Source organism: Mycetocola sp. BIGb0189, from assembly GCF_024810155.1.
GTDB classification, from domain to species: Bacteria; Actinomycetota; Actinomycetes; order Actinomycetales; family Microbacteriaceae; genus Mycetocola; species Mycetocola lacteus.
The window spans coordinates 516,918-539,550 of sequence record NZ_JANUED010000001.1 but is presented as its reverse complement, the minus strand read 5'-3'; the positions used below and the strand labels follow the sequence as shown (position 1 = coordinate 539,550).

Annotated in this window: 21 protein-coding genes; 12 read left to right on the top strand and 9 right to left on the bottom strand. The window is 68.7% G+C overall.

Annotated features, from left to right (window positions below; all coding sequences use genetic code 11):
• Positions 1-20 precede the first annotated feature (20 nt).
• The 4 genes from M2390_RS02410 to M2390_RS02395 all read left to right on the top strand — a co-directional run bounded on the left by M2390_RS02410 (position 21) and on the right by M2390_RS02395 (position 4,706).
• Positions 21-737, top strand: a complete 717-nt coding sequence (locus tag M2390_RS02410) for a FadR/GntR family transcriptional regulator (protein ID WP_121688034.1) — start codon at positions 21-23, stop codon at positions 735-737.
• Positions 738-930: 193 nt separating this feature from the next.
• Positions 931-2,295 carry an MFS transporter gene (locus M2390_RS02405; protein ID WP_259176766.1) on the top strand — a complete coding sequence of 455 codons (1,365 nt, stop codon included), beginning with the start codon at positions 931-933 and terminating at the stop codon, positions 2,293-2,295.
• 45 nt (positions 2,296-2,340) lie between these two features.
• Positions 2,341-3,387, top strand: coding sequence for an L-idonate 5-dehydrogenase (locus tag M2390_RS02400; protein WP_259176764.1), 1,047 nt, complete (start codon positions 2,341-2,343; stop codon positions 3,385-3,387).
• A complete protein-coding gene (locus tag M2390_RS02395; RefSeq protein ID WP_259176762.1) occupies positions 3,387-4,706 on the top strand; it encodes a mannitol dehydrogenase family protein in 1,320 nt (439 codons plus the stop codon). Before M2390_RS02400 ends, M2390_RS02395 begins: the two co-directional genes overlap by 1 nt.
• Before the next feature lie 80 nt (positions 4,707-4,786).
• On the opposite strand, the gene M2390_RS02390 is transcribed toward M2390_RS02395, so the two are convergent.
• The 3 genes from M2390_RS02390 to M2390_RS02380 are packed head-to-tail and all read right to left on the bottom strand — an operon-like array spanning position 4,787 to position 6,828.
• On the bottom strand, positions 4,787-5,119 hold the full coding sequence (locus M2390_RS02390) for a nuclear transport factor 2 family protein (protein WP_030143245.1): 333 nt from the start codon (positions 5,117-5,119) through the stop codon (positions 4,787-4,789).
• A 26-nt stretch (positions 5,120-5,145) separates the two neighbouring features.
• A complete protein-coding gene (locus tag M2390_RS02385) occupies positions 5,146-6,042 on the bottom strand; it encodes an SDR family oxidoreductase (RefSeq protein ID WP_259176760.1) in 897 nt (298 codons plus the stop codon).
• A 30-nt stretch (positions 6,043-6,072) separates the two neighbouring features.
• The gene (locus M2390_RS02380; protein WP_259176758.1) at positions 6,073-6,828 is read right to left on the bottom strand and encodes an SDR family oxidoreductase; all 756 of its coding nucleotides are present in this window, start codon (positions 6,826-6,828) and stop codon (positions 6,073-6,075) included.
• Between the two features lie 212 nt (positions 6,829-7,040).
• Between M2390_RS02380 and M2390_RS02375 the strand changes: the two genes are divergently transcribed.
• Genes M2390_RS02375 through M2390_RS02365 form a run of 3 tightly spaced genes read left to right on the top strand, consistent with a single transcriptional unit; the run spans position 7,041 to position 9,706 of the window.
• Complete coding sequence (locus M2390_RS02375) at positions 7,041-7,691, top strand: TetR/AcrR family transcriptional regulator (protein ID WP_259176756.1); 651 nt, start codon at positions 7,041-7,043, stop codon at positions 7,689-7,691.
• A complete protein-coding gene (locus M2390_RS02370) occupies positions 7,691-8,614 on the top strand; it encodes a LysR family transcriptional regulator (RefSeq protein ID WP_259176755.1) in 924 nt (307 codons plus the stop codon). The genes M2390_RS02375 and M2390_RS02370 overlap by 1 nt, the downstream gene beginning before the upstream one ends.
• A gap of 60 nt (positions 8,615-8,674) precedes the next feature.
• Positions 8,675-9,706, top strand: coding sequence for an alcohol dehydrogenase catalytic domain-containing protein (locus M2390_RS02365; protein ID WP_259176753.1), 1,032 nt, complete (start codon positions 8,675-8,677; stop codon positions 9,704-9,706).
• 6 nt (positions 9,707-9,712) lie between these two features.
• Here M2390_RS02365 and M2390_RS02360 read toward each other — a convergent pair whose 3' ends face one another.
• Positions 9,713-10,324: a helix-turn-helix transcriptional regulator gene (locus M2390_RS02360; protein WP_259176751.1), complete on the bottom strand. Its 612-nt coding sequence runs from the start codon at positions 10,322-10,324 to the stop codon at positions 9,713-9,715.
• A gap of 132 nt (positions 10,325-10,456) precedes the next feature.
• On the opposite strand from M2390_RS02360, the gene M2390_RS02355 reads away from it, so the two are divergent.
• Both M2390_RS02355 and M2390_RS02350 read left to right on the top strand, forming a co-directional pair.
• Positions 10,457-11,431 (top strand): NAD(P)/FAD-dependent oxidoreductase, encoded by a 975-nt coding sequence (locus tag M2390_RS02355; protein ID WP_259176750.1) that lies wholly within the window; start codon positions 10,457-10,459, stop codon positions 11,429-11,431.
• 336 nt (positions 11,432-11,767) lie between these two features.
• A complete protein-coding gene (locus M2390_RS02350) occupies positions 11,768-13,618 on the top strand; it encodes an RNA polymerase sigma factor (protein ID WP_259176747.1) in 1,851 nt (616 codons plus the stop codon).
• 3 nt (positions 13,619-13,621) lie between these two features.
• On the opposite strand, the gene M2390_RS02345 is transcribed toward M2390_RS02350, so the two are convergent.
• Both M2390_RS02345 and M2390_RS02340 read right to left on the bottom strand, forming a co-directional pair.
• Complete coding sequence (locus M2390_RS02345) at positions 13,622-14,095, bottom strand: hypothetical protein (protein WP_259176746.1); 474 nt, start codon at positions 14,093-14,095, stop codon at positions 13,622-13,624.
• Between the two features lie 94 nt (positions 14,096-14,189).
• Complete coding sequence (locus M2390_RS02340; protein ID WP_259176745.1) at positions 14,190-15,584, bottom strand: MFS transporter; 1,395 nt, start codon at positions 15,582-15,584, stop codon at positions 14,190-14,192.
• A 23-nt stretch (positions 15,585-15,607) separates the two neighbouring features.
• On the opposite strand from M2390_RS02340, the gene soxR reads away from it, so the two are divergent.
• A complete protein-coding gene (gene soxR, locus M2390_RS02335; protein ID WP_259176742.1) occupies positions 15,608-16,111 on the top strand; it encodes a redox-sensitive transcriptional activator SoxR in 504 nt (167 codons plus the stop codon).
• A 14-nt stretch (positions 16,112-16,125) separates the two neighbouring features.
• Here soxR and M2390_RS02330 read toward each other — a convergent pair whose 3' ends face one another.
• Positions 16,126-16,983, bottom strand: coding sequence for a helix-turn-helix domain-containing protein (locus M2390_RS02330; protein WP_259176741.1), 858 nt, complete (start codon positions 16,981-16,983; stop codon positions 16,126-16,128).
• Between the two features lie 117 nt (positions 16,984-17,100).
• On the opposite strand from M2390_RS02330, the gene M2390_RS02325 reads away from it, so the two are divergent.
• Together M2390_RS02325 and M2390_RS02320 are read left to right on the top strand one after the other, a co-directional pair.
• Positions 17,101-18,888: an ABC transporter ATP-binding protein gene (locus tag M2390_RS02325; RefSeq protein WP_259176739.1), complete on the top strand. Its 1,788-nt coding sequence runs from the start codon at positions 17,101-17,103 to the stop codon at positions 18,886-18,888.
• The gene (locus M2390_RS02320) at positions 18,885-20,705 is read left to right on the top strand and encodes an ABC transporter ATP-binding protein (RefSeq protein ID WP_259176738.1); all 1,821 of its coding nucleotides are present in this window, start codon (positions 18,885-18,887) and stop codon (positions 20,703-20,705) included. The genes M2390_RS02325 and M2390_RS02320 overlap by 4 nt, the downstream gene beginning before the upstream one ends.
• A 7-nt stretch (positions 20,706-20,712) precedes the next feature.
• Here M2390_RS02320 and M2390_RS02315 read toward each other — a convergent pair whose 3' ends face one another.
• Positions 20,713-21,177 carry a hypothetical protein gene (locus tag M2390_RS02315; protein WP_259176737.1) on the bottom strand — a complete coding sequence of 155 codons (465 nt, stop codon included), beginning with the start codon at positions 21,175-21,177 and terminating at the stop codon, positions 20,713-20,715.
• The gene (locus M2390_RS02310) at positions 21,174-22,631 is read right to left on the bottom strand and encodes an NAD(P)/FAD-dependent oxidoreductase (RefSeq protein WP_259176736.1); all 1,458 of its coding nucleotides are present in this window, start codon (positions 22,629-22,631) and stop codon (positions 21,174-21,176) included. The genes M2390_RS02315 and M2390_RS02310 overlap by 4 nt, the downstream gene beginning before the upstream one ends.
• Positions 22,632-22,633 lie beyond the last annotated feature (2 nt).

Sequence of the window (22,633 nt, the reverse complement as noted above, 5' to 3'; positions counted from 1 at the left end):
CTCGCACCCAGGAGGCCCCCATGCTCGAACCCGTGTCGCGCAATAAGCTCAGCCTGCAGATGTTCGACGCCCTGGTGCTGTACATCTCGCGTAACGAGCTGAACCCCGGCGACTCGCTGCCCTCCACCGCGGCGCTGGGTGAGCAGTTTGGGGCCAGCCGACCGGTGGTTCGGGAGGCCCTGAGCGCGCTTGAGGCAATCGGTCTGGTGGAGATCGCCAGCGGCCGCAACGCGGTGGTCCGCGAGCTGGATGGTCACCTGATCTCGCTCTTTCTCGGCCGCGCCCTGCAGCGCGAGGCCGCCCCGCTGACCGCCCTGATGGAGGTGCGAGTGCCACTCGAGGTGCAGGCCGCGAGCCTCGCCGCCGAGCGCGCCAGCGAGGAGAGCATCGCGATCCTCGGGGCCCTGATCGAGCGGATGGAACTCGCCCTCGGCGACACCGACCTGTACCCGCGCCTGGACGCCCTGCTGCACCTGGAAATCGCTCGCGCCGCCAATAACAGCGCGCTCACCTGGTTTACCGAGTCGGTGGGCGCGAAGCTGTTCGAGACCATGGTGGAGGTGCGCAGCTATCGCGAGCAGAATCGCCTGGTGGGCTCCGAGCAGGACCAGCACCGCGGCATCGTGAACGCGATTCGTGCCCACGATCCGGCCGCCGCACGCACGGCCATGGAGGCCCATATGGCCTCGACGATGGCGCTGGTGACCTCACTCGAGGCGCGACCGGGCCTCGCCTAAGGTCCGATTCCGGACCCCGCGATATCCGCGAACCCCGTCCACACCACCCCGGCAGACACGCCGTCGATTCTCATGTTCACCCAACCTATATGACAGGTTGACAGGTTTGTGTTACCTTAGTGTCTGCGCAGGGTTTCAACGTGGAACCCCCCCCAACGTATTAGCGCCCTACAACGAAGTAAGGAGTGTCGTTATGGCACAAACCGTCGCCGCCCCGGCGAAGCGGTCCTTCGCGGATCTCCGTCGCGCAGCCGTCTCCGGCTGGCTTGGAACCGCACTGGAGTTCATGGACTTCCAGCTCTACTCCCTCGCCGCCGCCCTCGTCTTTAACAAGATCTTCTTCCCCGACGCCTCCCCCGCCGTCGCCCTGATTGCCAGCCTCGGCACCTATGCGGTGGGCTACGTTGCCCGCCCGCTGGGTGCCTGGTACTTCGGTCGGATGGGTGACCGGATCGGTCGCACCAAGGTCCTGGTCATCACGATCGCCCTGATGGGTGGTGCCACCACGCTGATCGGCTTCCTGCCCACCTATGCCGTGATCGGCATCTGGGCTCCGATCATGCTGGTCATCCTGCGTCTGGCACAGGGCTTCGGTGCCGGTGCAGAGATCGCCGGAGCCTCGGTCATGCTGGCCGAGTACGCGCCCACCTCGCGTCGAGGACTGGTGTCCTCGCTGGTGGCCCTGGGCACCAACTCGGGAACCCTGCTCGCCTCGGGTATCTGGGCCGCGCTGGTCGCGTTCATGCCCGAGGACATGCTCTTCGACTGGGGCTGGCGGATCCCGTTCATCGCCTCGTTCCTGGTGATGTTCTTCGCGCTGTGGATCCGCCTCAAGCTCAAGGAAAGCCCGGTCTTCGAGGGCCGCGCGGACGTTGTTGACGGTGTCGCCCTGTCCAAGGCCGAGCTCAAGGCTGAGCCCGCACACCGCAACGTCCTGGGCGAGGCTCTGCACTCCAAGAAGGGCCGCTCTTTCCTGATCGCGATGGGTCTGCGCTTTGGTGAGTCGGGCAACTCCGGCATCATCCAGACCTACCTGATCGGTTACATCGCCACCGCGATCCTGGTGGATCGCGCCGTGGGTACCACCGCGATCATGATCGGTTCGGTTATCGGATTCGCGACCGTCCCGCTGTTCGGCTGGCTCGGCGACCGCTTCGGCCGCCGCCCGATCTACATCGCCGTCACCATCTTCCAGGCCCTGTTTGCGGTCCCGGCGATGCTGATGATCAACACCGGTGACACCTTCCTGATCTCGCTCGCCCTGATCATCGGTCTCTCGGTGTCGGTGCTGGGTATGTTCTCGGTGCAGTCCTCGTTCCTGCCCGAGCTGTTCGGTGCCCGCAACCGCTACACCCAGCTGGCCCTGGCCAAGGAGTTCGGTGGCATCATCGCCGCCGGAATCGGTCCGGTGGTGGCCGCCTGGCTGGTCGCGCTGACCGAATCCTGGTGGCCGATTGCCGCCATGATGATCGGCTATTCGGTGGTGGCCCTGGTGGCCGCCATCGTATCCCCCGAGACGCGTGGCCGCGACCTGACCGATCTGCGCGACGCCGCCTAACCCGGATCCCCCTCGATCCACCATCGCCCTACACAAGGAATCAGCATGAAAGCCGTTACCGTTCACGCCGCCGGAGACCTCCGGATCGACACCGTGCCCGACCCCGTTCCCGGACCGGGCGACGCCCTGGTCCGACTGGAGTGGGGCGGGATCTGCGGCTCGGATATCGCCTACTGGCGCTCGGGAATCTCGGGGACCGCGGTGCTGACCGAACCACTGATTCTCGGCCATGAGGTGGCCGGAACCGTGGTCGCCTCTGGCGATGGTGGATCGACGATCCCCGTGGGTACGGCGGTCACCATCCACCCGGCGAGCATCGCCGAGGGATCGACCCTGGCCCCCGCACTCGCGGGCCGCGACAACCTGCACTCGAAGGTACGCTACTTCGGTTCGGCCGCGTTTACCCCGCACACCCAGGGCGGGTTCTCGACCCTGCGGGTGGTCCGGGTGGATCAGCTGCGGGCGCTGCCCGCGGGCCTGTCCACCCGGACCGCCTCGGTGGCCGAGCCGCTGGGGGTCGCCCTGCACGCGATCACCCGGGCCGGCTCCCTCGCGGGCAAGCGGGTACTGGTAAACGGTGCCGGGCCGATCGGAGCCCTGGTGGTGGCCGCCGCGGTTTCCGCCGGCGCGGCCACCGTCTATGCCTCGGATGTGGCGGCCTCCTCGCTGGAGATCGCCGGGGCGATGGGTGCCCACGTGCTCATCAACCGCGCCCGGGGCGAGGCGCTGCCCGAGGATGTGGACGTTGCCTTCGAGGCGTCCGGAGTTCCGGCCACCGTGGGCGATGTGCTCGGCGCGACCGCGCGCGGCGGCATCGTGGTCCAGGTGGGTAACCTCCCCACCGGTAACGTGTCGGTGGGGCTCGGGGCGCTGGTCAGCCGCGAGATCGACTACCGCGGGACCTACCGCTTTGCCGGGGAGTTTGATCGGGCGATCGAGCTGCTGGCGGAGGGACTGAACGTCGAACCGCTACTCACCCATGAGTTCGATCTCGACGATGCCCTGGCCGCGTTCGAGACCGCCGCGGATCGCTCCACCGGCAGCAGCAAGGTGCTGCTGCGCCTAAGCTCGACGGATGCGGAGGGCCTCTAGTGTCCACGACTACCGCTCCCCGCCTGACCCGCGAACCCGGCACCGCGGCGCCGGTACGCATCGTCCATCTGGGCATCGGCGCGTTTGCCCGCGCCCACCAGGCCTGGCTCACCGGCCTGGCCGACACCGCGGGCGAGTGGGGCATCGCCGCCTTCACCGGGCGCAGCACCACCGTGGCCGATGAGCTGGCACCGCAGGGCGGGCTGTACACGCTGATCACCCGCGCCGCCGAGGGCGACCGGGCCGAGATCGTGGACAGCATCGTGGCGGTGTATCCGGGATCGGATATCCCGACCTGGAGTGCCCTGGTTGCCGCCGACACCACGGCACTGATCACCCTGACCATTACCGAGGCGGGCTATCGACTGGGAGCCGATGGCGCACTGGATACCTCCGATCCCGCGGTCCGCGCGGACATCGAGGGATTCGGCCACCGCGATCCCGAAACTGCCCCCGGCCGCCTGGTGGACGGCCTGGCCGCGCGCCGGGCCGCGGGTGCCGGGCCGATCGCGATCGTCTCCTGCGATAACCTGCCCGGCAACGGCGAGCTGGTGAGGGCGATGCTCGCCGACTTCGCCGCCGCGGTGGACCCGGGTCTGGCCGAGTGGATCGCCGCCCACGTTTCCTGCGTCTCGACCTCGATCGACCGGATCACCCCGCGCACGACCCCCGAGGACATCGAGACCGCCGCCGAACTGACCGGGTTTTCCGATGCGTCCCCGGTGGTCACCGAGCCGTTCTTCGACTGGGTTCTCAGCGGAGACTTCCCCGCCGGACGCCCCGCCTGGGAACACGCGGGTGCCCGCTTCGTGGAGGGCATCGAGCCCTTCGAGGCACGCAAGCTCTGGCTACTCAACGGCGCGCACACCCTGCTCGCCTCGGCCGGACGCCTGCGCGGACACGACACCGTCGCCGAGGCACTGGCAGACCCCGTCTGCCGCGACTGGGTCGAGGCATTCTGGGACGAGGCCGCCCGCCACCTCACGGCCCCCGAGCTGGAACTCCCCCGCTACCGGGCACAGCTGATCGAGCGATTCGAGAACCCGCGCATTCGGCACAACCTGGCGCAGATCGCGCTGGATAACGTGACCAAGATCCGACTGCGCATCCTCCCGGTCCTGCGCGCCGAACGCGAGGCCGGGCGCACCGGCGAGGCCGCCGCCCGCGCGGTGGCCGCCTGGGCAGCCCTCGAACTCGCCGCCCCGGCCGCCGAACGCACCCTGCCCGAGATCCTGAGCGCTCTCGACCCCGCGCTCACGGAGGAACCGGCGCTACTCGCCCGCATCACCGGCCTGGTCGCCGAACTCGGCACCCGCTAGATCCGCGCCCGGCACACGCAGGCTCAACAACACAACGGGGCCCCTTCTCCCGCGGGAGAAGGGGCCCCGTTGTGTTGGACCTAGTTGGGTGTGATCCGCAGGCGAGAAATCCGGTCGCCGGCGAGCTGGAAGCGCATCGGGCCGGTGCCGTTATAGCCATCGCCGCTGACCCGGAGCGTCACGATCCACTCCTCCCCGGCGGGTGCCTGCTCGACACTCACCAGATCGAAGTGCGCGTTGACCCCGATGTTGTCGGTGCGGTTCCAGTCGGCGATGCCGCCGGCCCCGCGGAAGACGCGCCCCCAATCATCCAGCAGGGCGTCCTCGGTGAAGGCCGCCACAAAGCCGGCGGAGTCCTGGGCGTTGGTGGTGTCGATGAACCGAGCAATCGGTTCCGGAAGGGTGGGGGTCATGACTACTCCGTTCAATTCGAGGGAAACTAGGCCCGCGGGGTCACCGTGAGCAGGTCACCGAGGCCCACGCGGTTGAGGAATGCTACCTGATTGGCATCCGAAAGTGCCGCGACCGCCTCGGATCCATCGTTTGCCGGGTCGATGTGGACCCGGTACGGACGCGTCCCGGCGGGCAGCGCCACGATGCGGGCAATCTCGTCGGAGACCATCGAGGCATCGGCATCCGGCGGGGAGAGCTCGGCCAGCTTCTGCGACACCTGCTCCATCAGCCCCGCATAGCGGGTCTCATACTCGGCCACGGTTTCCTGATCGGCCGGGCGACCCGAGTGTGCAAAGTGGTTGGTTCCGTTGGTGAACGATCCGGGGACCACGATCGAGGTCTCCACACCCCAGCGCGAGAGCTCGGCGGCATAGGACACCGCGAGCGAGTCCATGCCCGCCTTGGCCGCAAAGTACGGGGCCAGGTAGGGCGGGGTCCCACCGAGCACCGAGGTGCTGGACACCCAGATCACCAGGCCGTTGCCGCGGTGACGCATGTTCGGCAGTGCGGCCCGGTTGACCCGCTGGGTCGAGAGCACGTTGACGTTGTACAGCTCGGCCAGCTGCTCGGGGGTGAACGCCTCGGTGGGTCCGGTCACCATGTGGCCGGCGTTATGGATGAGCACGTCGATGCGTCCGTGCTCGGCGTGAATCTGGGCCACGGCGGCATCCACCGAGTCCTGGCTGTTGACGTCGAGTTCGATGGCGCGCAGGTCGGCCTCATGCTCGGCGGAGAAATCCGCGGCCGCCTGAACCTGCGGGGCGTTGCGGCCGGTGGTTTCGCGCATGCCCGCGTAGACGGTGTGTCCGGCGCTGGCGAGTGCGCGTGCGGTGAGTGCCCCAAAACCGCTCGAGGCACCGGTGATCAAGACGATGGTGGTCATGATTTTTCCCTGTGTTTCCGTGGGCCGCGCTTAGGCGAGTCCACCGTTGGTGTAGATGACCTGACCGTTGACCCAGCGGGCCGGACCGGCGAGGAAGGCCACGGTTTCGGCGATGTCCTCGGGCTGGCCCAGACGCTCCAGCGGGACGGCCTTGGAGAGGTTTTCGATGGTCTGCTCGTCCTTGCCGTTGAGGAACAGCGGGGTTGCGGTGGGGCCGGGGGCCACCACGTTCACGGTGATGTTTTTGCCCCGCAGCTCGCGGGCCAGGATCAGGCTGATCGACTCGACCGCGGCCTTGCTGGCCACGTAGGCACCGTAGGTCGGGAACTTGGTGCGCGAGACCGAGGTGGAGAAGTTGATCAGCGCGCCGCCCGAGCGCAGGCGGTTCGCGGCCAGCTGCGAGATCACGAAGGTACCGCGAATGTTTGTGCGGTGCATGCGGTCGAGGTCATCGAGGTTCAGGGTGGCGATGGGGCCGAGGATCATGATGCCGGCGGTGTTGACCACCACGTCGATCCCGCCAAAGGCCGCCTCGGTCTGGTCAAACGCGGTGGCCATCGCGGTTTCATCGGCGACGTCCCCGCCCACCACAATCGCGGATCCACCGGCGGCGGTCACGGCGGCCACGGTCTCCTCGGCGGCGGCGCGGTTGCCCGAGTAGTGCACGGCCACCGAGTAGCCGTCGTCGACAAGGCGTTCGACGGTGGCGCGGCCGATGCCGCCGGATCCGCCGGTCACGAGGGCAACGCGGCCCTGGGTGGCGGTGGTGTTCGAAGTGCTGGTCATGGTGTCTCCCGATTGAGTCTGTGTCGAGGAGGCGACCGGATGGTGATCGTCGATTCCCTCGAACTGATAGCAACGATAACACTAGATTGATATCAGTGCAAACATTTTCTGTGAATCAATGATTCCGCCGCGCGACACCCGACCCCGATGCCCGCGACGCGACGCGACGCCTATAATCCTTGAAGGACATCGAGTCAGAAACCGAGGAGATCATGGCCGCAACCGTGGGGCTCACCCTCGATCAGGTGAGCAGTGTCGCGGCCGATCTTGCCGACCACATGGGGTTCGACCGAGTCACCGTCTCGGCCCTCGCCCGCGAACTCGGCGTCAAGCCCGCGAGCCTCTACGCCCACGTGCGCGGGCTCGATGCGCTGCGTGAGATCATCGGGACCCGTGCCCATGCGGTGCTGGCCGCCGACCTCACCCGCGCGACCGCCGGGCTACACACGCGCGCGGCCCTCGCCGCGGCCGCCGAGGCGATGCTTGAGATGTCCCGACGACACCCGGGGCTCTGGCAAGCCAGCCGGGCACACTTCGCCGGTGAGGAGTTTGTGGCCGCCGGTCGGCGGGTCTCGGCGATCCTGGGCGGGGTGATCCGTGGCTACGGACTGCCTCCGGCCGAGGTTCCACACGCGGTGCGAATCATCGGATCAAGCATCGGCGGGTTCATCGGCCTCGACAATACTGGCGGGTTTTCCCATTCGGACCCCGAGACCGCCGCGTCCTGGCAGCGCCTGATCGACGTCCTGGACGGTGCCCTCTCGCACTGGCCCGACGCACCCGGCACGGCCACCGCCGCCGTCACCAACACCGTCTCCAACACCGCCACCGCCACCGCCACGTCCACCGAGGAGACCCGCTAATGGACCTGCGTCAGCTTGAATTTTTCCTGGCCGTGGCCGCCGAGGAGAACTTCACCCGCGCCGCCGAGCGCTCCTTTGTCAGCCAGCCCGGCCTCTCCTCCTCGATTCGCGCGCTTGAACGCGAACTCGGCGTGAGCCTGTTCACCCGCGGACGCGGGGGCGCCACCCTCACCGCCTCGGGCGACGCGTTCCGTCCACGTGCGGCGCTACTGCTGGGCGAGGCGCGCCGGGCTCAGGAGGCACTGCTGCGCGCGGCGATCGCGAGCCCGCGCACCACCCGAATCGGTGCCGAACAGTGCCTCGGCGACTTTGTGGACCTGGTGGATCTGATCACCGCGTTTGGCAGCGCCCATCCGCACACCAGCATGCACTTCACCCAGGCTTCGACCCAGTCGCTGCACTCCCAGCTGGATACCGGCGAGATCGACCTGGCGTTGCTCGCCAACGGCCTGACCGAGGAGGTCTCGGCAACCTCGATCCCGCTGCGCCGGGAATCCTTTGTACTGCTCGGCCCGGAGGGACACCCGCTGGCCACCCGCGAGAGTCTTCGTCCCGAGGAACTGGATGGGGTCGCGACGATCGACTTCGCCGATACCTGGGCGGCGCGGCGGATCCTGGATGAGGCGTGGGCGCGCCAGGGCATCACCCGGCAGAGCGTGATGACCCTGGAAGACGTGCACATGCTGATCCGCCTGGTCGCCCGCGGCGGCGGGGTCGCCATTGTGCCCGAGTCGATGGCGGCGAAGCTCGAGGCGGCCGAGCTTCCCCGCGCGATCATCGAGGATGACTCCCTCGGCTGGGAGATCCGCCTGGTCCTCTCCGACACCGCGGATGAAACCGCCCGCGCGTTTGCCGAGACCTTTGTGGGGACCCCGCAGATCGAAACCACGCGTGGAGAACTCGCCGCCGCGCTCGGCCGCTAAAACCCATCCATACGGATCTCTTATTGGACGCGCTCACAGGTCCGGTTTTAGCGTTGAGGCATGACTTCGATGTTTGCACAAGAACTTGACCAGCCCGCGCCGATCGCGCAGGCACCCCTGACCTGGCGCGAAACCGCGCGCCCCGCCCCCGCCCCTGGCCAGCTGGAAATCCACGTGGTGGCCTGTGGCGTGTGCCGCTCGAACCTGCACATGATCGAGGGCGACTGGGTGGATGGCGGCGTGCCCGCAATCAGCCCGATCATCCCCGGCCACGAGGTCACCGGCTACGTCAGCGCCCTGGGCGAGGGTGTCACCGGCTTCCAGATCGGCGACCCCGTGGGCGTCCAGCCGCTGTGGTCCTCCTGCGAGACCTGCGGGTTCTGCACCAGTGGACGCGAAAACCTCTGCCACGATCGCAAGATCACCGGCGAGCACGTCAACGGCGGCTATGCGGAATTCATGATCGCGACCGCCGCCCACACCTACCCGGTTCCCGCCTCCCTCGACCTGGTCGAGAGCGCGCCGCTGTTCTGCCCGGGCATCACCGCCTTTGCCGCGGTGGACAAGCTCACTGTGGGCCCCGGCGACACCGTGGCGATCTTCGGCCTCGGCGGCGTGGGTCACATGGCCGTGCAGTTTGCCGCGCTCACCGGTGCCCGGGTGATCGCGGTCGGTCGCACCCCCGAACACCTCGAGGTGGCCCGTGAGCTCGGCGCCTCCGACACCGTAGACTCCCGCGACCCCGAGGCCCTGGCCGCGATTGCCGACTCGGCCGATGCGGTCATCACCTTCGCCCCGGCCGACGTGGTCACCGAGCAGGCCTTCGGCGTGCTCAAGTGGGGTGGCACCCTGGTCAACGGCGTGCCGCTGACCCTGGCCGAGTTCCCGTTCAACAAGGCTCAGACCATCCAGGCCTCGGTGATCGGCACCCGGGCGCAGATGCGAGAGGTCCTGGAACTGGCGGCCGCTGGCAAGATCCGCACCGTGGTGGACAGCTTCGAGATGGCACGCGCCACCGAGGTGCTGAGCTCGCTGGCCGACGGGGCGCTGCGCTCCCGCGCGGTCCTCGCAAACCCCGGCGTCACCGCCTAAACCGCCCTACGCGTTACCCACTTCCTGGCCCGGGGACTCACGTCCCGGGGCCAGTTTGGTGTGTGCGCGCTCCCCCTGCTTGCCAAACAGGCTGAGCAGCTCCACCGTGCCCCCGGCCACCGGACCAAACCAGTGCGGGGTCCGGGTATCAAACTCGGCCGCCTCCCCCGGCTCCAGCACCATGTCGCGCTCCCCCAGCAGGAGCCTGAGGCGACCGGAGAGCACATAGACCCACTCGTACCCCTCATGCACCATGAGCGATTTGGGCGGCGTGCAGCGCGCCGGCGGCAGCACCATCTTGAAGGCCTGGATCCCGCCGGGACGCCGCGTCAGCGGGATCGTTTTGGTTCCGTCCCGGTGCACGTGCGGCTTGACATGGATGCGCGGATCCCCGGTTTCGGGGGCGTCCACCAGCTCGTCCAGGGTCATCCCGTAGGCACGGGCCAGCGGGAGCAGCTGTTCCAGGCTCGGGCGTCTCACACCGCTCTCCAGCCGGGACAGGGTGCTGATCGAGATGTCCGTGAGTTCGGAGAGCTCGGCGAGGGTCAGGTCACGCCCGGTGCGCAGGCGGTTGAGTCGCGCACCGAGGGCATCGAGGGTGTGTCGGGCATCGGTCATGGCTCCAGTTTGACACCCCACCGGCCGCCGGCGGCTGCACGGGCGCCGTGAGTTTTCCATTCGGCAAAACTCTTTGCTGTTTTATTGCGGTGCGCTTCAGGATGGAATCAACATCCACGAGACGGAGCCTTCATGAACCCCACCACCACCACCACCCCCTACGACGTGATCATCATCGGCGGCGGCGCGGCCGGCCTCGGCGCGGGCGTAACCCTCAGCCGGGCACGCCGCCGCACCCTGGTCATCGACGCCGGAGCCCCGCGCAACGCTCCCGCCGAGGGTGCCCACAACCTGCTGGGACTCGAGGGCATCCCGCCGCTGGAGCTGGTCGCGCGCGGCCGGGCCGAGCTGGCCGGATACGGCGGGGAGCTGCTGCCGGGCAGCGTCACCGATGTGGTGGCCGACCCCACGGGCATCGGGTTCACCGTGCACGTCACCCCCGATTCCGCTGGGGAGGCCTCGACCCTGCGTGCCCGCCGCATCATCATCGCCACCGGCCTGACCGACGAGCTCCCCGATCTCCCCGGGGTCGGCGAGCGCTGGGGCCGCGAGGTGCTGCACTGCCCGTACTGCCACGGGTGGGAGGTGCGCGATCAGCCCATCGGCGTCCTGGGCAGCGGTCCGGGCTCGGTCCACCAGGCGCGCCTGTTTCACCAGTGGAGTCGCGACCTGACCTTCTTCACCAACGAGACCGAACTCGCCGCGGACACCCGGGAGGAGTTTGCGGCACTGGGCATCCGGATCATCGAGGGTGCCGTGGCCGGGCTGGATATCGATGCGGACACGCTGCGCGGCATTCGACTGAGCGATGGCACACTCATTCCGCGCACGGCGGTTGTGGTGGCACCCCACATGGTGGCGAACCTGGATCCGGTAGCGAGCCTCAACCTCGCGCAGACCGAGAACCCGATGGGCCGTGCCATCCAGACCGACGCCGCCGGTCAGGCGAGCGTCCCCGGCGTCTGGGTCGCCGGAAACGCGACCGATCTGGGCGCGCAGGTCGGTGCCGCGGCGGCCGCCGGGGTCCGGGCCGGTGCCGTCGCCAACGCACACCTGGTGGATGAGGATGCCGTCGCCGCGTTGGAGCGTTTTCGGAACCGCAACTAAAAAGTTTCGGCGCGTCGTGTAACACCCGGCGGGGGTGGGCAGTGGTCATGGTGTGGGCATACCCTCCCCCCAGCCGGGATTTACCTCCCGGTCTTACCCGCCGAGCCATGCGAGCTACCCTCTCGCGCGCTCGGATGCATCGTCGCGGCGCGACCCGAATCCGCCGCGACGATGCGGAACCCCACACTCAACACCCCTGAAGTAAGCTAGACGGTGGCTTTTCCCAAAGCTCGGGCCCACCCAGCCTGGAACACCCACTACCCGTCTCCCTTTCCCGTGCGCTCGCGCCGGGGTGGGGAGTGCGCGCCACCCGAAAGGCCGCAGTCTATGTCCACCGTGCCCGACAGTACCCTGTGTGATCAGGTTCGCGCCGGCCAGGACGAGGCCATCGGCACGCTGTGGCAGCGCCATCACGAGTTCGCCCTCCGCCTGGCCCGGTCGATGGATCCGGACCTCGCCGAGGACGCCGTGTCCGATGCCTTCAGCAAGATCTACGATGCGCTGCGTGCGGGCGGCGGTCCCACCGGCGAGTTCCGCGGGTATTTGACCCGCACCATCCAGAACACCGTACGGTCGGCCTGGAGTTCCGCGGGACGCCAGGTCCTGGTGGCCGAGGCGGAGGATCTGCCCGGGTTGCGGGTGGAACCCGGCGACTATCTGGGTGACCTGGCAACCCGCACACACCTGGCCGATGCCCTGGGCACCCTGTCCGAACGCGATCGCGAGCTGATCACCGCGGTGGAGATCAACGGATCCTCCGTGGCCGACGCCGGTGCCGTTCAGGGGATGAATCCCGGTCAGTCCCGGGTCGCGCTGCACCGCGCCCGCACCCGACTGCGCAAGGCCTGGGTCGTGGCCGCGTTTACCGGCCCCGTGATCGATGACACCTGCGCTCAGACCGTGGGAAGATTCGCGGATCTGCGCTGGTCGGAGATTCCCGATCCGATTCGAGGCGGGCTGCTCGGCCATATCGATGGTTGCGATCGCTGCCGCGAACAGTGGTTCCTGTTTGGTATTCAGGCGGCCTCGGTGGGGCTTGCCCTCACCGGGCTGATCACCCTGGTCCCTCGCAAACTGTTCCCTTCCAGAACCACGCAGGTGATCGCCGGTGCCGGCGCCGGGGTGGCCGTTGCCGGAGCTGCCCTCGCGGTGGGACTGGTTGTCCTGCCTGCGGCGTCCCCGGCGGCACCACAAAACCCGAGCTCCTCGACCGAAGACTCACGCGGTGAGGAGACCCCGTCGACCTCGACCCCGGATCCCGGAGCGGATGCGCCCGCGGCAGATCCGGCCTCCGGATCCACGCACCTCGGAGTCCAGACCTCCTTTGTTCCGCTGAGGATCACGCGGCCCGACGCGCAGGCCCCGGTTTCGGCCCCGGCACCGGAGGTGCCCGCGGCACCGGCAGTGGACGTCCCCGCGCAGATACCGGCGCAGCCCACCCGGCCCACTCCGGTACCTACACCCACACCAACACCAACACCAACACCAACACCCGAGCCCACACCCACACCAGATCCGTCCCCGACACCGGAGCCCTCTCCGGACCCCACACCCGAGCCCACTCCCACTCCGGATCCCACACCGACACCGGACCCCACTCCGACCCCGGAGGATCCGCAGCCACCGACCGCGCCGGACGCACACTTTGACACCGCGGCCGGCAGCCTGAGCCTGTCCGGCACCGCGGCCACTCCGGGTGCCGATATCCTCGTTCACGGCTCCTACGCCGCCTCCCTGCGAACCTTTCAGCGGGTCTCCCCCACACTGCTTGCCAGCGCCCACGTCGCCGCCGACGGCTCCTGGGAGAGCTCCGCTCTGTCCGGAATGACGCCGGTGGGCATCACCATCACCGTGACCGAGCGGCTCGCCGACGGCCGCGAATCCGCGCCCGCGCTGGTTTCCACCGACGCCTCGTTCGCACCGGTGGTGGCGGGAACGCCGCGACTGACACTGCGCGGGGTCGAGTGGAGCCTCCGCGGCTGGCCCGGTGCTACCTGGGGCACCTCGAAGTCAAAACTGGGACTCACCGGCACCCTGGATGCGGGCGGGCGGGGAACCGTCCTGGTGCGCTACTCGGACCTGGATCGGGCGATCACCCTGCGGGTGGGCTACGTCCGAGGCGGCATCCAGGGACCACAAACCCCGCTCGTGCTGCCGCTGGGGCTCGCCGAAAACCTCCCGGAATAGCGGCTATTCGGTGCGCAGGACCGGGTGGTGACCCAGGCGGGGGCCATCCTTCTTGCCGGATTCCTGCGGGTGGTTCGGGGTCCACCCAAACCACCCGTTACGCGTGGGAATGACACTCCACTCGCCACAGGCGTACACCTCCTTGGCCGCATACGCGTTGGGCGCACCGGCCAGGACAAACGAGGGTGTGGACTGGCGCTGCTTGCGCGGGCACTTACGCGGATCCAGCTTGGTTTTCGAGCTGATCAGTACCGACATGTCGGCGTTGTCCAGCGAGCGCGCGCCGCGGATACGGTGCGCATCGGTGGGGACCCAGTCGGCGGTGATGCCCGATTTGATCAGGGCGTCACGGTCCTGAAAGCTCGCGGCCTTGGTGCGGGTGACCATCTCGTCAAAACCGGCACAGCCGGTGACCGTGATCGACAGTGCCAAAGCGGCACCGGCGAGGGCCAAAATCCGAGCGGGAATACGTGTCATGCTCCTACGTTAGGGTCGGGATCCGTGAAAATCATCAATCCCACGCATCATTCACATCATTCGAAAGAATGGTTAACAATGTGCCAAACGGGTATTACCGCGAGCGGAGACGACGAGCCACCACCAGGGCGGCGGGGATCGACACGGCCACCAGGATGGCCAGCCCACCCGACACGACCTGCGCCGAGGTGAGTCCGGCAACGGAGGTTCCCAGCAGGATTCCGGCCAGCGCGGTCACGATCGCGTTACTCAGCAACTGCACGGTGGAGACGCCCGAGGCGGCCGCCGCCTGCTCCTCCTCGCCCTCCACCGAGGACATTGCCGCGACGCTCAGGTGCGGGAATCCGATGCCCACGCCGATGCCGATCAGGGCCAGGGTCACGATCCAGCCAACCAGCACACCGATCCCCTCCAGTGTGCCCGACACCAGTGCGAACCCCGCCAGCCCGGCCACGGTAATAAACGGCGCGATGGTGCGTGCTCGCAACCGCGCCCGGGTCCCCACGATCATCGCGCTGAAAATCTCGGCGACGGTCCATCCGAGCGAGGGCACGGCACCCAGGTAGCCCGCGGGGAGGGCGGGCACGTTCCCGATCTCCTGCGCGAAGAGCGGGACAAGTGACTCGATCATGACCGAACCACCGATCAGACCCGCCACCAGGTAGACCCACTTGAGGTTGGAGCCGCGGCGGAAGGTCATCGCCGGGAGCAGCGGCGATTCGGTGCGCTTCTCCACCACAACACACAGCACCAGGGCGAGCGCTCCCCCGGCCACGGCGAGGATCTGCCAGCCGCCGGTGACCACGGTGGCGATACTGAAAAGCACCGCGGCGGCCACAACCAGGACGAGAGATCCCACGGCCAGACTCGGCGCACCGACGCCCTCGGGCCGGGGCGCACGGATGACGATCAGGGCCATCAGACCGAGCAGGATCGCGGCGATGGTGAGGATCAGAAACGCCTCCCGCCAGACGCCCGCCGACGCAAATGTGCCACCCAGCGCGGGACCGGCGATCCCACCGATGGCCCACATCGCGGTGATCAGGACGGTCGCCCGGGTCCATACCCGCCGCGGCAGCAACGCGCTGATCGACACGTAGGCGAGCGCAGCGAGGAATCCGCCACCCAGGCCCTGGACCAATCGTCCGGCTACCACCACCAGCATCGCCGGGGCCAGCATGATGATCAGCGATCCCAGCGCAAACAACCCAAACCCCACCAGGTAGGCACCGCGGGTACCCAGCCGGATCGCAACCCGTCCCGACACCGCCGAGGCTAGAACCGACGCGGTCAGGTACGCGGTATTCACCCACGCGTACAGCTCCACTCCGTGGAGTTCGGCGCTGAGGGCGGGAAGCAGCGCGCCGGTCACGTAGACGGTCAGCGCGTAGAGGGCGACTCCGCCGGCCAGAACCAGGGAGATGGGTCCGGCACCGCCGCGGAAAAGGTCCGCCCAGGTGCCGTGTTCTTCGGAAGTCTCGGTATGCATTACTTCAGGGTAAAATCTCAACCATGGTTGAGATCAAGTCCGCGTCGCCGGATGAACCCCGCCGCAGTCCCACCGACCTGCTGCCGATCGGCGAAATCGTGCGCCGAACCGGGGTCGCGGCTTCGGCACTGCACTTTTATGAGCGTCGCGGCCTGATCCACTCCGAGCGCAGTTCCGGAGGGCACCGCCTGTATCCGCGCCATGTGGAGCGGCGCATCGCGATCATCCAGACCGCCAAACGACTGGGCATCCCACTCACCGAGGTCGCCGAGCAGTTCGAGACCCTCCCCGAGGATCGAATGCCCTCACTGCGCGACTGGAACCGCCTGAACGCATCCTGGCGACGCCAGCTCGCCGCGCGCCGGCTGGAACTGGAGCGTCTGGAAACCGAGATGAATCAGTGCATCGGGTGTGGCTGCGTATCCCTCGGCTCCTGTCGCGTTTTCAACCCCAACGACGCCCTGGCTGCCCGAGGGTCCGGTGCGGTGCTGCTCACCCCGATCGATCCCGAGGACCTCGGGGGCTAGCGCACCGAGGGCGCCTAGGCCGCGTCGATCGCCCGATCCGTATCCGCAACCGGCCGCGCCGACGCCGTGTGTGGTGCCCGCTCCGCATCCACGGTCATCGGCTCGCCGGACACGTCTCCGGCACCCTCGCGGCGACCGCCGGTGGCCGCGGCGAAGTAGGCGGCCGGTGTATGCCCGGTGACCCGACGAAACGCGGCCACAAACGCGCTCGCGGTCGCGTATCCCACCCGGTCGGCCACGCGTCCCACCGGCTCCCCCGCCGCCAGATACGCCATCGCCGCCTGCAGCCGGGCATTCACTCGCCACTGGGTGAAGGTCAAGCCGGTCTCGGCCCCAAAGAGGCGCAACAGGGTACGCGAACTCGAACCCACCTGTCGGGCAAGCGCGTCCAGACTGCGCTGCTCCCCGGGATCGGCCAGCAGTATCGCGGCCACCTCCCGTGCCCGCGGATCCACGGGCAGCGGCAGCTCGATGGTTGCCTTATCCACGGGTGCCAGGACCTGCAGCAGCACGGTCTCCGCGCTAATCCGGGCGTCCTCGGCGAGGTCCCCGGCCAGGTATCCGATGAGCTGGGCCGCCAGGGGCGACACCTCCAGCACCGTGGGCTGCGCCCAGGCCAGCGGACATCCCGCGGGGTCCAGGTAGATCCCCTCCATCACCGAACGCTGTAGGGCGGCGGCGGCGTGCCAGGTGCCCGCGGGAATCCACAGCGCCAGGCTCGGTGGCAGCACCCAGTAGTGATCCTCCACGTCCACCATCAGCACCCCCGAGCTCGCCCAGGCGAGCTGGTGGTAGCGGTGCACGTGGGTGCGGAATTTTTGGCCACGATCCATCTCGAATCGCTCCAACCCGATCACGCTACCTGCACCCACTCTGGCTCCCATTCGCCCGTCGATTTCCGGTGCCAATCCGCGACGTGGCCGATCCACGACAGAGGTTGGCGTGCTGCCATCTTTACGACAGAACTAAGGTTATCCTAATCTGATCTAGTGCCCGCGTCATCCGTTTCTCCCCAATCCCTCATCCGCCACACCCTCGCCATCAGACGGACCGATCTGGTCCTGGCGACCATCCTCTACGGACTGCATCAACTGGGCGAGGCCCTGGTCCCGGTGATCATCGGCGCCACGATCGGCACCGCCCTGGCCGGAGCCGATCCGGGTGCCCTGCTGATGTGGATCGGCATTCTCGCCGCGGACTTCCTCCTGCTCTCCTTCTCCTACCGACTCGGGGCTCGCGCCAGCATGCGCGCCAAGCAGCACGGCGAACACTCGGTACGCATGATGCTGAGCGCACGCGTGTTGGATCCGGCCGGCGGGGTGGATCAGGCACCCGGCGACCTCCTGGCCCGAGCGGATTCGGATGCCGGCCGCATCGGTGCCTTTGCCGGGATGCTTGCAACCTGCATCGCCGCCGCCCTGGTGTTGATCGCCAGCACCATCATGTTGCTCATCGCCTCGCTGCCGCTGGGGATCGTGATCATGGTGGGCACCGTGCTGCTGCTGGTTGCCCTGGGGCTCGCCTCGCGTCCGGTGCAGCGACGAAGCCGGATTGAACAGGACGATCGCGGCCGGGTGATCGTCCTGGCCGAGGACCTCGTACGTGGACTGCGCGTACTACGAGGCCTCGGTGCCAGCGGTGCCGGTGCCCGGCAGTATGCCGAAGCCAGCGGCCAGGCCCTCCAGACGACCCTGCATGCGACGGCCGGGGCGGCAACCCTGACCGCCGTCGGAGCCGCACTCACCGGGACCTATCTCGCGCTGATCACGGTGCTGGGCGGCTCCCTCGCCCTCTCCGGTGCGCTGTCGGCGGGGGAATTGGTCGCCGCCCTGGGCCTCGCCCGTTTTGTCATCGGGCCGATGGACACGCTGGCCTTCACCGGGACCGCGATCGCCCGCGCCCGCGCCTCGGCCGAGCGGGTCACCGCGATCCTCAACTCACCCATCGCCCGTGCAGACCTCGGGAGCGAGGAGGCGGGATCCGACCCCGTCCTGGAGGTGTTCCGAGTCGGCCCACTTCCGGGCCGCACAACCCCGCTGAGCCTGCGACTCGATACCCAACAACTCACCGGAATTGTTACCGAGGATCCACGCACGGCCCAAGCACTGATCGCGCTGCTGGCGCGGGAAGGCGATCCCGAGTCCGGGAGCATCCGGCTGGGCGGCACCCCCTTCCCCGATCTGGATGCCCGCCACCTCACGCGCCGAGTCCTGGTGTCTCCCCACGATGCGGCGCTGTTTGCCGGTTCATTGCGCGCCGCCCTGACCGAGGCCGCGGCCGCGGCCGCCGCCGATCCAGCGGCCCGCGGCCCTCACACCGAGCCCGCCGCAGAGCGCGCCGCTGAGACCGCCACCGAGGCCACCATGCACGACTCCCCCGCGACATTCGCCACCCGTGCCGCCCACGCCGCCCACGTCGAAGAGGTTGCCGAGCAGGCTCCGACCGGATGGAACAGCGATATCGGCGAGCGCGGCGGGGCCCTCTCCGGCGGGCAACGCCAGCGACTCGCGCTTGCACGAGCCCTCGCCGCCGATCCCGACCTCCTGGTCCTGCACGATCCCACCACCGCGGTGGATGCGGCAACCGAGCAGACCATTGCCGAGCGCGTGGCCACCCTACGCGCGGGCCGAGGCACGGCGGTCTTCACCTCCTCCCCGGCCTGGCTCACACGCTGCGATCGCGTGATATTCCTCCCCGCCGACACGGCACCCACCGAGGGAACCCACCGCTCTCTTGGCGACTCCGACACCCGCTACCTCGAGGCGGTACTGCGATGACCTCCATCACCACCCTCCTGCCCGTGGCCGATGTCCGCACCGTATTCGCCGTGGTGCGGCCGCTGCTGCGCCGCCACCGCGGCGCCCTGGTCCTGGCACTGTGTGGGCTGACCCTGGCGAGTATCTGCGGCCTGGCCGGTCCGGCCTCGATCGGCTGGATCACCCAGCTGATCGCCGATGGTGCCGACCCGGCGAATCTGCTGGGCCCGGGACTGCTGCTGCTGGCCGCGGGACTGGGGCAGGCCGGGTTTGGATGGATCGCGACGGTGTCGCTGTCCCGGGGGATCCAGCCCGGCGTCGCCAGCCTGCGCGAGGACACCGTCGCCGCCGCGCTGAATCTGCCACTCTCCCGAGTGGAGGCCGGTGGCACCGGCGATCTGGTCTCGCGGGTTTCCGGGGACGCCGAGGAGGTGTCCGACGCCGCCTCCTGGGCGTTTATCGCGTTTGCCGGCGCGGGCATCACGATCATCATGACTCTGCTGGGGCTCGCCGCCCTGGACTGGCGCTTTGCCCTCGCCGGAGCCCTGGCGATTCCGGTGCAGGGATTTGCCGTGCGTCGCTATCTGCGTGCCTCGGGGCCAATCTTTGCCGCCGGCCGCGCCGCCGATGGGGCGCGTGCGAGTGCCCTGCTCACCGCATTCTCCGCGCTGCCCACGGTGCGTGCTCTGGGGCTGGGCGAGCGAGAACGGACACGGATCGAGGCGGCCTCGCGCGCCTCGATGGGCTGGGAGTTCCGCGCCGTTCGTACCGCGACGGTGTTTTATGCGCGGCTCAACCTGGCCGAGTGGATCGGGCTAACCGCGATCCTTGTTGCCGGCTATGTCCTGGTGACCTCCGGGACGGTTCCGCTGGGGGCTGCCGTGACCGCGGCGCTGTTCTTTGCCGGCCTGTTTGACCCGATCAATACCGTCCTGGGGGTGTTCGGGGTGCTTCAGCGCGCGGGTGCCGGGCTGGCCCGGCTGGTCGGGGTGCTCACCGTGTCGCCCTCCTCTCCGGCACCGACCCCCACCTCCGAGCCGGAATCCTCGCCGCAGCCCAGCGGAGAATCGGCGGGCGATGCACGGGTGGGACTCGCGGCGCGGAACCTCACCTTTGGCTATCATCCGGGCATCCCACTCCTGGAGGGGCTGAACCTCGAGGTGGCCCCGGGTGAGCATGTGGCCATCGTCGGCGAAAGCGGTTCGGGTAAATCCACCCTGGCCGCGGTGATCGCGGGCCTGCGCGCGGCCGAGGGCGGATTTGCGGGTCCGGTGCACGGCGGCGGAGCCGGTGGCAGCGGCGCCGATCGCGAACGCGGCCTCCCGATCGAGATTCCGGTTCCCCTGGCTACCCAGGAAGGGCACGTGTTTGCCGGGTCCATCGCCGATAACCTCGTGATCGCCCGGCCGGGCTCCCCCGCCCCGGCCCTCATCGAGGCGCTGACCCTGGTGGGTGCGTGGGAGTGGGTCAGCGCACTGCCCGAGGGAATCCACACCCGCGTGGGCGGCGGCGGATTACCGCTGACCGCCGAGCGGGCCCAGCACCTCGCGCTGGCCCGGATCGCCCTGGTGGATCCGCCCGCCGTGATCCTGGATGAGGCCACGGCCGAGGCCGGATCCGATGCCGCCCGCACCCTGGATGCGGCGGCCGAGGCGCTGCTGCGGGGACGCACGGCCCTGATCATCGCGCACCGTTTGGACCAGGCGGCACGCGCCGACCGCATTATCGTGATGGAGCAGGGGCGGATCATCGAATCGGGCACCCACGCGCAGCTCCGGGCGGCCAAGGGTCGCTACGCTCACCTGTGGGCGGCCTGGGCGAGCGCGGCGTCCGACTAGCGGTGGCCTAGTAGTCGAGGTCGGTCTGCTGATCCTCGAGGGCCTGGCGACGCAGTACCTCACCCAGGTCCCGGGAGGGATCGCCGTGTTCGGTGGTGACACTCTGCTGCGGATTCCCGGGCCCGGCCATCGGCTGCGGTTCGGTGGTGATCGCGATGGCCGCGCCGATCCCGATCACCACGGCAAACAGCGCCAGCGCCATCCCGGTCACCCGCGCGGTGCCGCGCACATCGCGTGCGCTGGCACCGCCGAGTAGACGCCGCTGCACCCAGCGCACGGCCGGTTCTCGGGTGAGGCCGGGCTCGGGCAGCGCCGCGGGACCGGTCAGCCGCTCCACCAACACGTCCACCTGCGCCGGAGTGAGCCTTTCGAAGGCCGCGGCCGTCCGCTCATCGAGGCCGTTGCGGGAGTCCTGCACAACCCGCAGATAGCGCACAATGGCTACCCGGTCGGCGCGACTGGGGTCACTCATCGCCGGGATTCCGCGGTAGGACGGCCATACTCCTCCAGCAGACGCAGCCAGATCTCGCTCACCGTGGGGTACGCGGGGACCGCATGCCACAGCCTGGCCAACGGGATCTCCCCGACGATCGCCGTGGTCGCGGTCTGCACCAGCTCGGCCACCTCGGGACCCACAAACGTCGCGCCCAGGATGACCTCGCGATCGGTGTCCACCACGAGGCGGGCCTTCCCGGTGTATCCGTCTCGGGACAGGCTCGACCCGGCAACCCAGCCCAGGTTGTAGTCGACCACACGCACCGAGTATCCGGCCCGCGTGGCCTGCTCGGCGCTCGGTCCCACGGCCGCAACCTCGGGATCGGTGAACACCACCTGCGGGACGGCACCGTGATCGGCGGTGGCCACGTGAATTCCCCAGGGCTCGGTCGAGAGCGCGCTCCCGCTCGCGCGGGCGGCGATCACGTCACCGGCGGCGCGGGCCTGATACTTGCCCTGGTGGGTGAGCAGTGCCCGGTGGTTGACATCACCCACGCCATAGAGCCAGTCGAAGCCCTCGACCAGCAGGGTGTCGTCAACGGTCAGCCAGTCGCCCGGGGTAAGGCCGACGCTTTCGAGCCCGAGGTCACGGGTGTTCGCCGCGCGGCCGGTGGCCACCACCACCTCATCGGCGTGCACCTCCCCGGCGGAGGTAAAGATGGTCACCTCACCGGAGGAAGCGCGTTCGATGCGGTCGGTCGAGGTTCCCGTGTGCACGGTGACGCCCAGCTCGCGCAGGCCGTCGGCCACAAATTCCCCGGCAAAGTCTTCGAGTCCGGCCAGCAGCGTGCCCCGCGCGATCAGCGTCACCTCGGAGCCGAGGGAGGCGAAGGCCGTGGCCATCTCGGTTCCCACCACCCCGCCGCCGATGATCGCCAGACGTGGCGGCACACTCTGCGCCGCGGTGATCTCCCGGCTGGTCCAGACACCAGCCTCCTCAATCCCGGGGATCTTGGGAACGGTCGCGATCGAACCGGTGGCCACCACAACCGCGTGGTTGGCGGTCAGGATGGTGACCTCACCATCGGGTCCGGTCACCGTCACCTCACGCTCGCCGCTCAGGTGACCGTGTCCGCGCACCAGGTCGATGTGTGCGCTGTCGAGCCAGCGCACCTGTCCCGCGTCGTCCCAGTTGCTGGTGAAGGAATCTCGCCGGGCCAGCACCGCGGGCACATCCAGTTCACCGGTGATCGCCTCGGCCGCACCGGGGACCGCCTTGGCCGCACGCAATACCTGGCCCGAACGCAGCAGCGCCTTGGAGGGCATGCAGGCCCAATAGGAGCATTCGCCGCCCACCAGTTCTCGCTCCACGATCACGGTACTCAATCCGCCGCGTACCGCGCGGTCGGCGGCATTTTCGCCCACCGGACCGGCCCCGATCACGATGACATCCACCGTGCGCCGCGTTGTTGTTGTCGAATCCTCACTCATGC

Bases quoted from the DNA above. Each gene is read 5' to 3' on its own strand.
- M2390_RS02410 (WP_121688034.1), top strand. From the start codon at position 21: ATGCTCGAACCCGTGTCGCGCAATAAGCTCAGCCTGCAGATGTTCGAC.
- M2390_RS02405 (WP_259176766.1), top strand. From the start codon at position 931: ATGGCACAAACCGTCGCCGCCCCGGCGAAGCGGTCCTTCGCGGATCTC.
- M2390_RS02400 (WP_259176764.1), top strand. From the start codon at position 2,341: ATGAAAGCCGTTACCGTTCACGCCGCCGGAGACCTCCGGATCGACACC.
- M2390_RS02390 (WP_030143245.1), bottom strand. From the start codon at position 5,119: ATGACCCCCACCCTTCCGGAACCGATTGCTCGGTTCATCGACACCACC.
- M2390_RS02385 (WP_259176760.1), bottom strand. From the start codon at position 6,042: ATGACCACCATCGTCTTGATCACCGGTGCCTCGAGCGGTTTTGGGGCA.
- M2390_RS02380 (WP_259176758.1), bottom strand. From the start codon at position 6,828: ATGACCAGCACTTCGAACACCACCGCCACCCAGGGCCGCGTTGCCCTC.
- M2390_RS02375 (WP_259176756.1), top strand. From the start codon at position 7,041: ATGGCCGCAACCGTGGGGCTCACCCTCGATCAGGTGAGCAGTGTCGCG.
- M2390_RS02370 (WP_259176755.1), top strand. From the start codon at position 7,691: ATGGACCTGCGTCAGCTTGAATTTTTCCTGGCCGTGGCCGCCGAGGAG.
- M2390_RS02365 (WP_259176753.1), top strand. From the start codon at position 8,675: ATGACTTCGATGTTTGCACAAGAACTTGACCAGCCCGCGCCGATCGCG.
- M2390_RS02360 (WP_259176751.1), bottom strand. From the start codon at position 10,324: ATGACCGATGCCCGACACACCCTCGATGCCCTCGGTGCGCGACTCAAC.
- M2390_RS02355 (WP_259176750.1), top strand. From the start codon at position 10,457: ATGAACCCCACCACCACCACCACCCCCTACGACGTGATCATCATCGGC.
- M2390_RS02345 (WP_259176746.1), bottom strand. From the start codon at position 14,095: ATGACACGTATTCCCGCTCGGATTTTGGCCCTCGCCGGTGCCGCTTTG.
- M2390_RS02340 (WP_259176745.1), bottom strand. From the start codon at position 15,584: ATGCATACCGAGACTTCCGAAGAACACGGCACCTGGGCGGACCTTTTC.
- soxR (WP_259176742.1), top strand. From the start codon at position 15,608: ATGGTTGAGATCAAGTCCGCGTCGCCGGATGAACCCCGCCGCAGTCCC.
- M2390_RS02320 (WP_259176738.1), top strand. From the start codon at position 18,885: ATGACCTCCATCACCACCCTCCTGCCCGTGGCCGATGTCCGCACCGTA.
- M2390_RS02315 (WP_259176737.1), bottom strand. From the start codon at position 21,177: ATGAGTGACCCCAGTCGCGCCGACCGGGTAGCCATTGTGCGCTATCTG.
- M2390_RS02310 (WP_259176736.1), bottom strand. From the start codon at position 22,631: ATGAGTGAGGATTCGACAACAACAACGCGGCGCACGGTGGATGTCATC.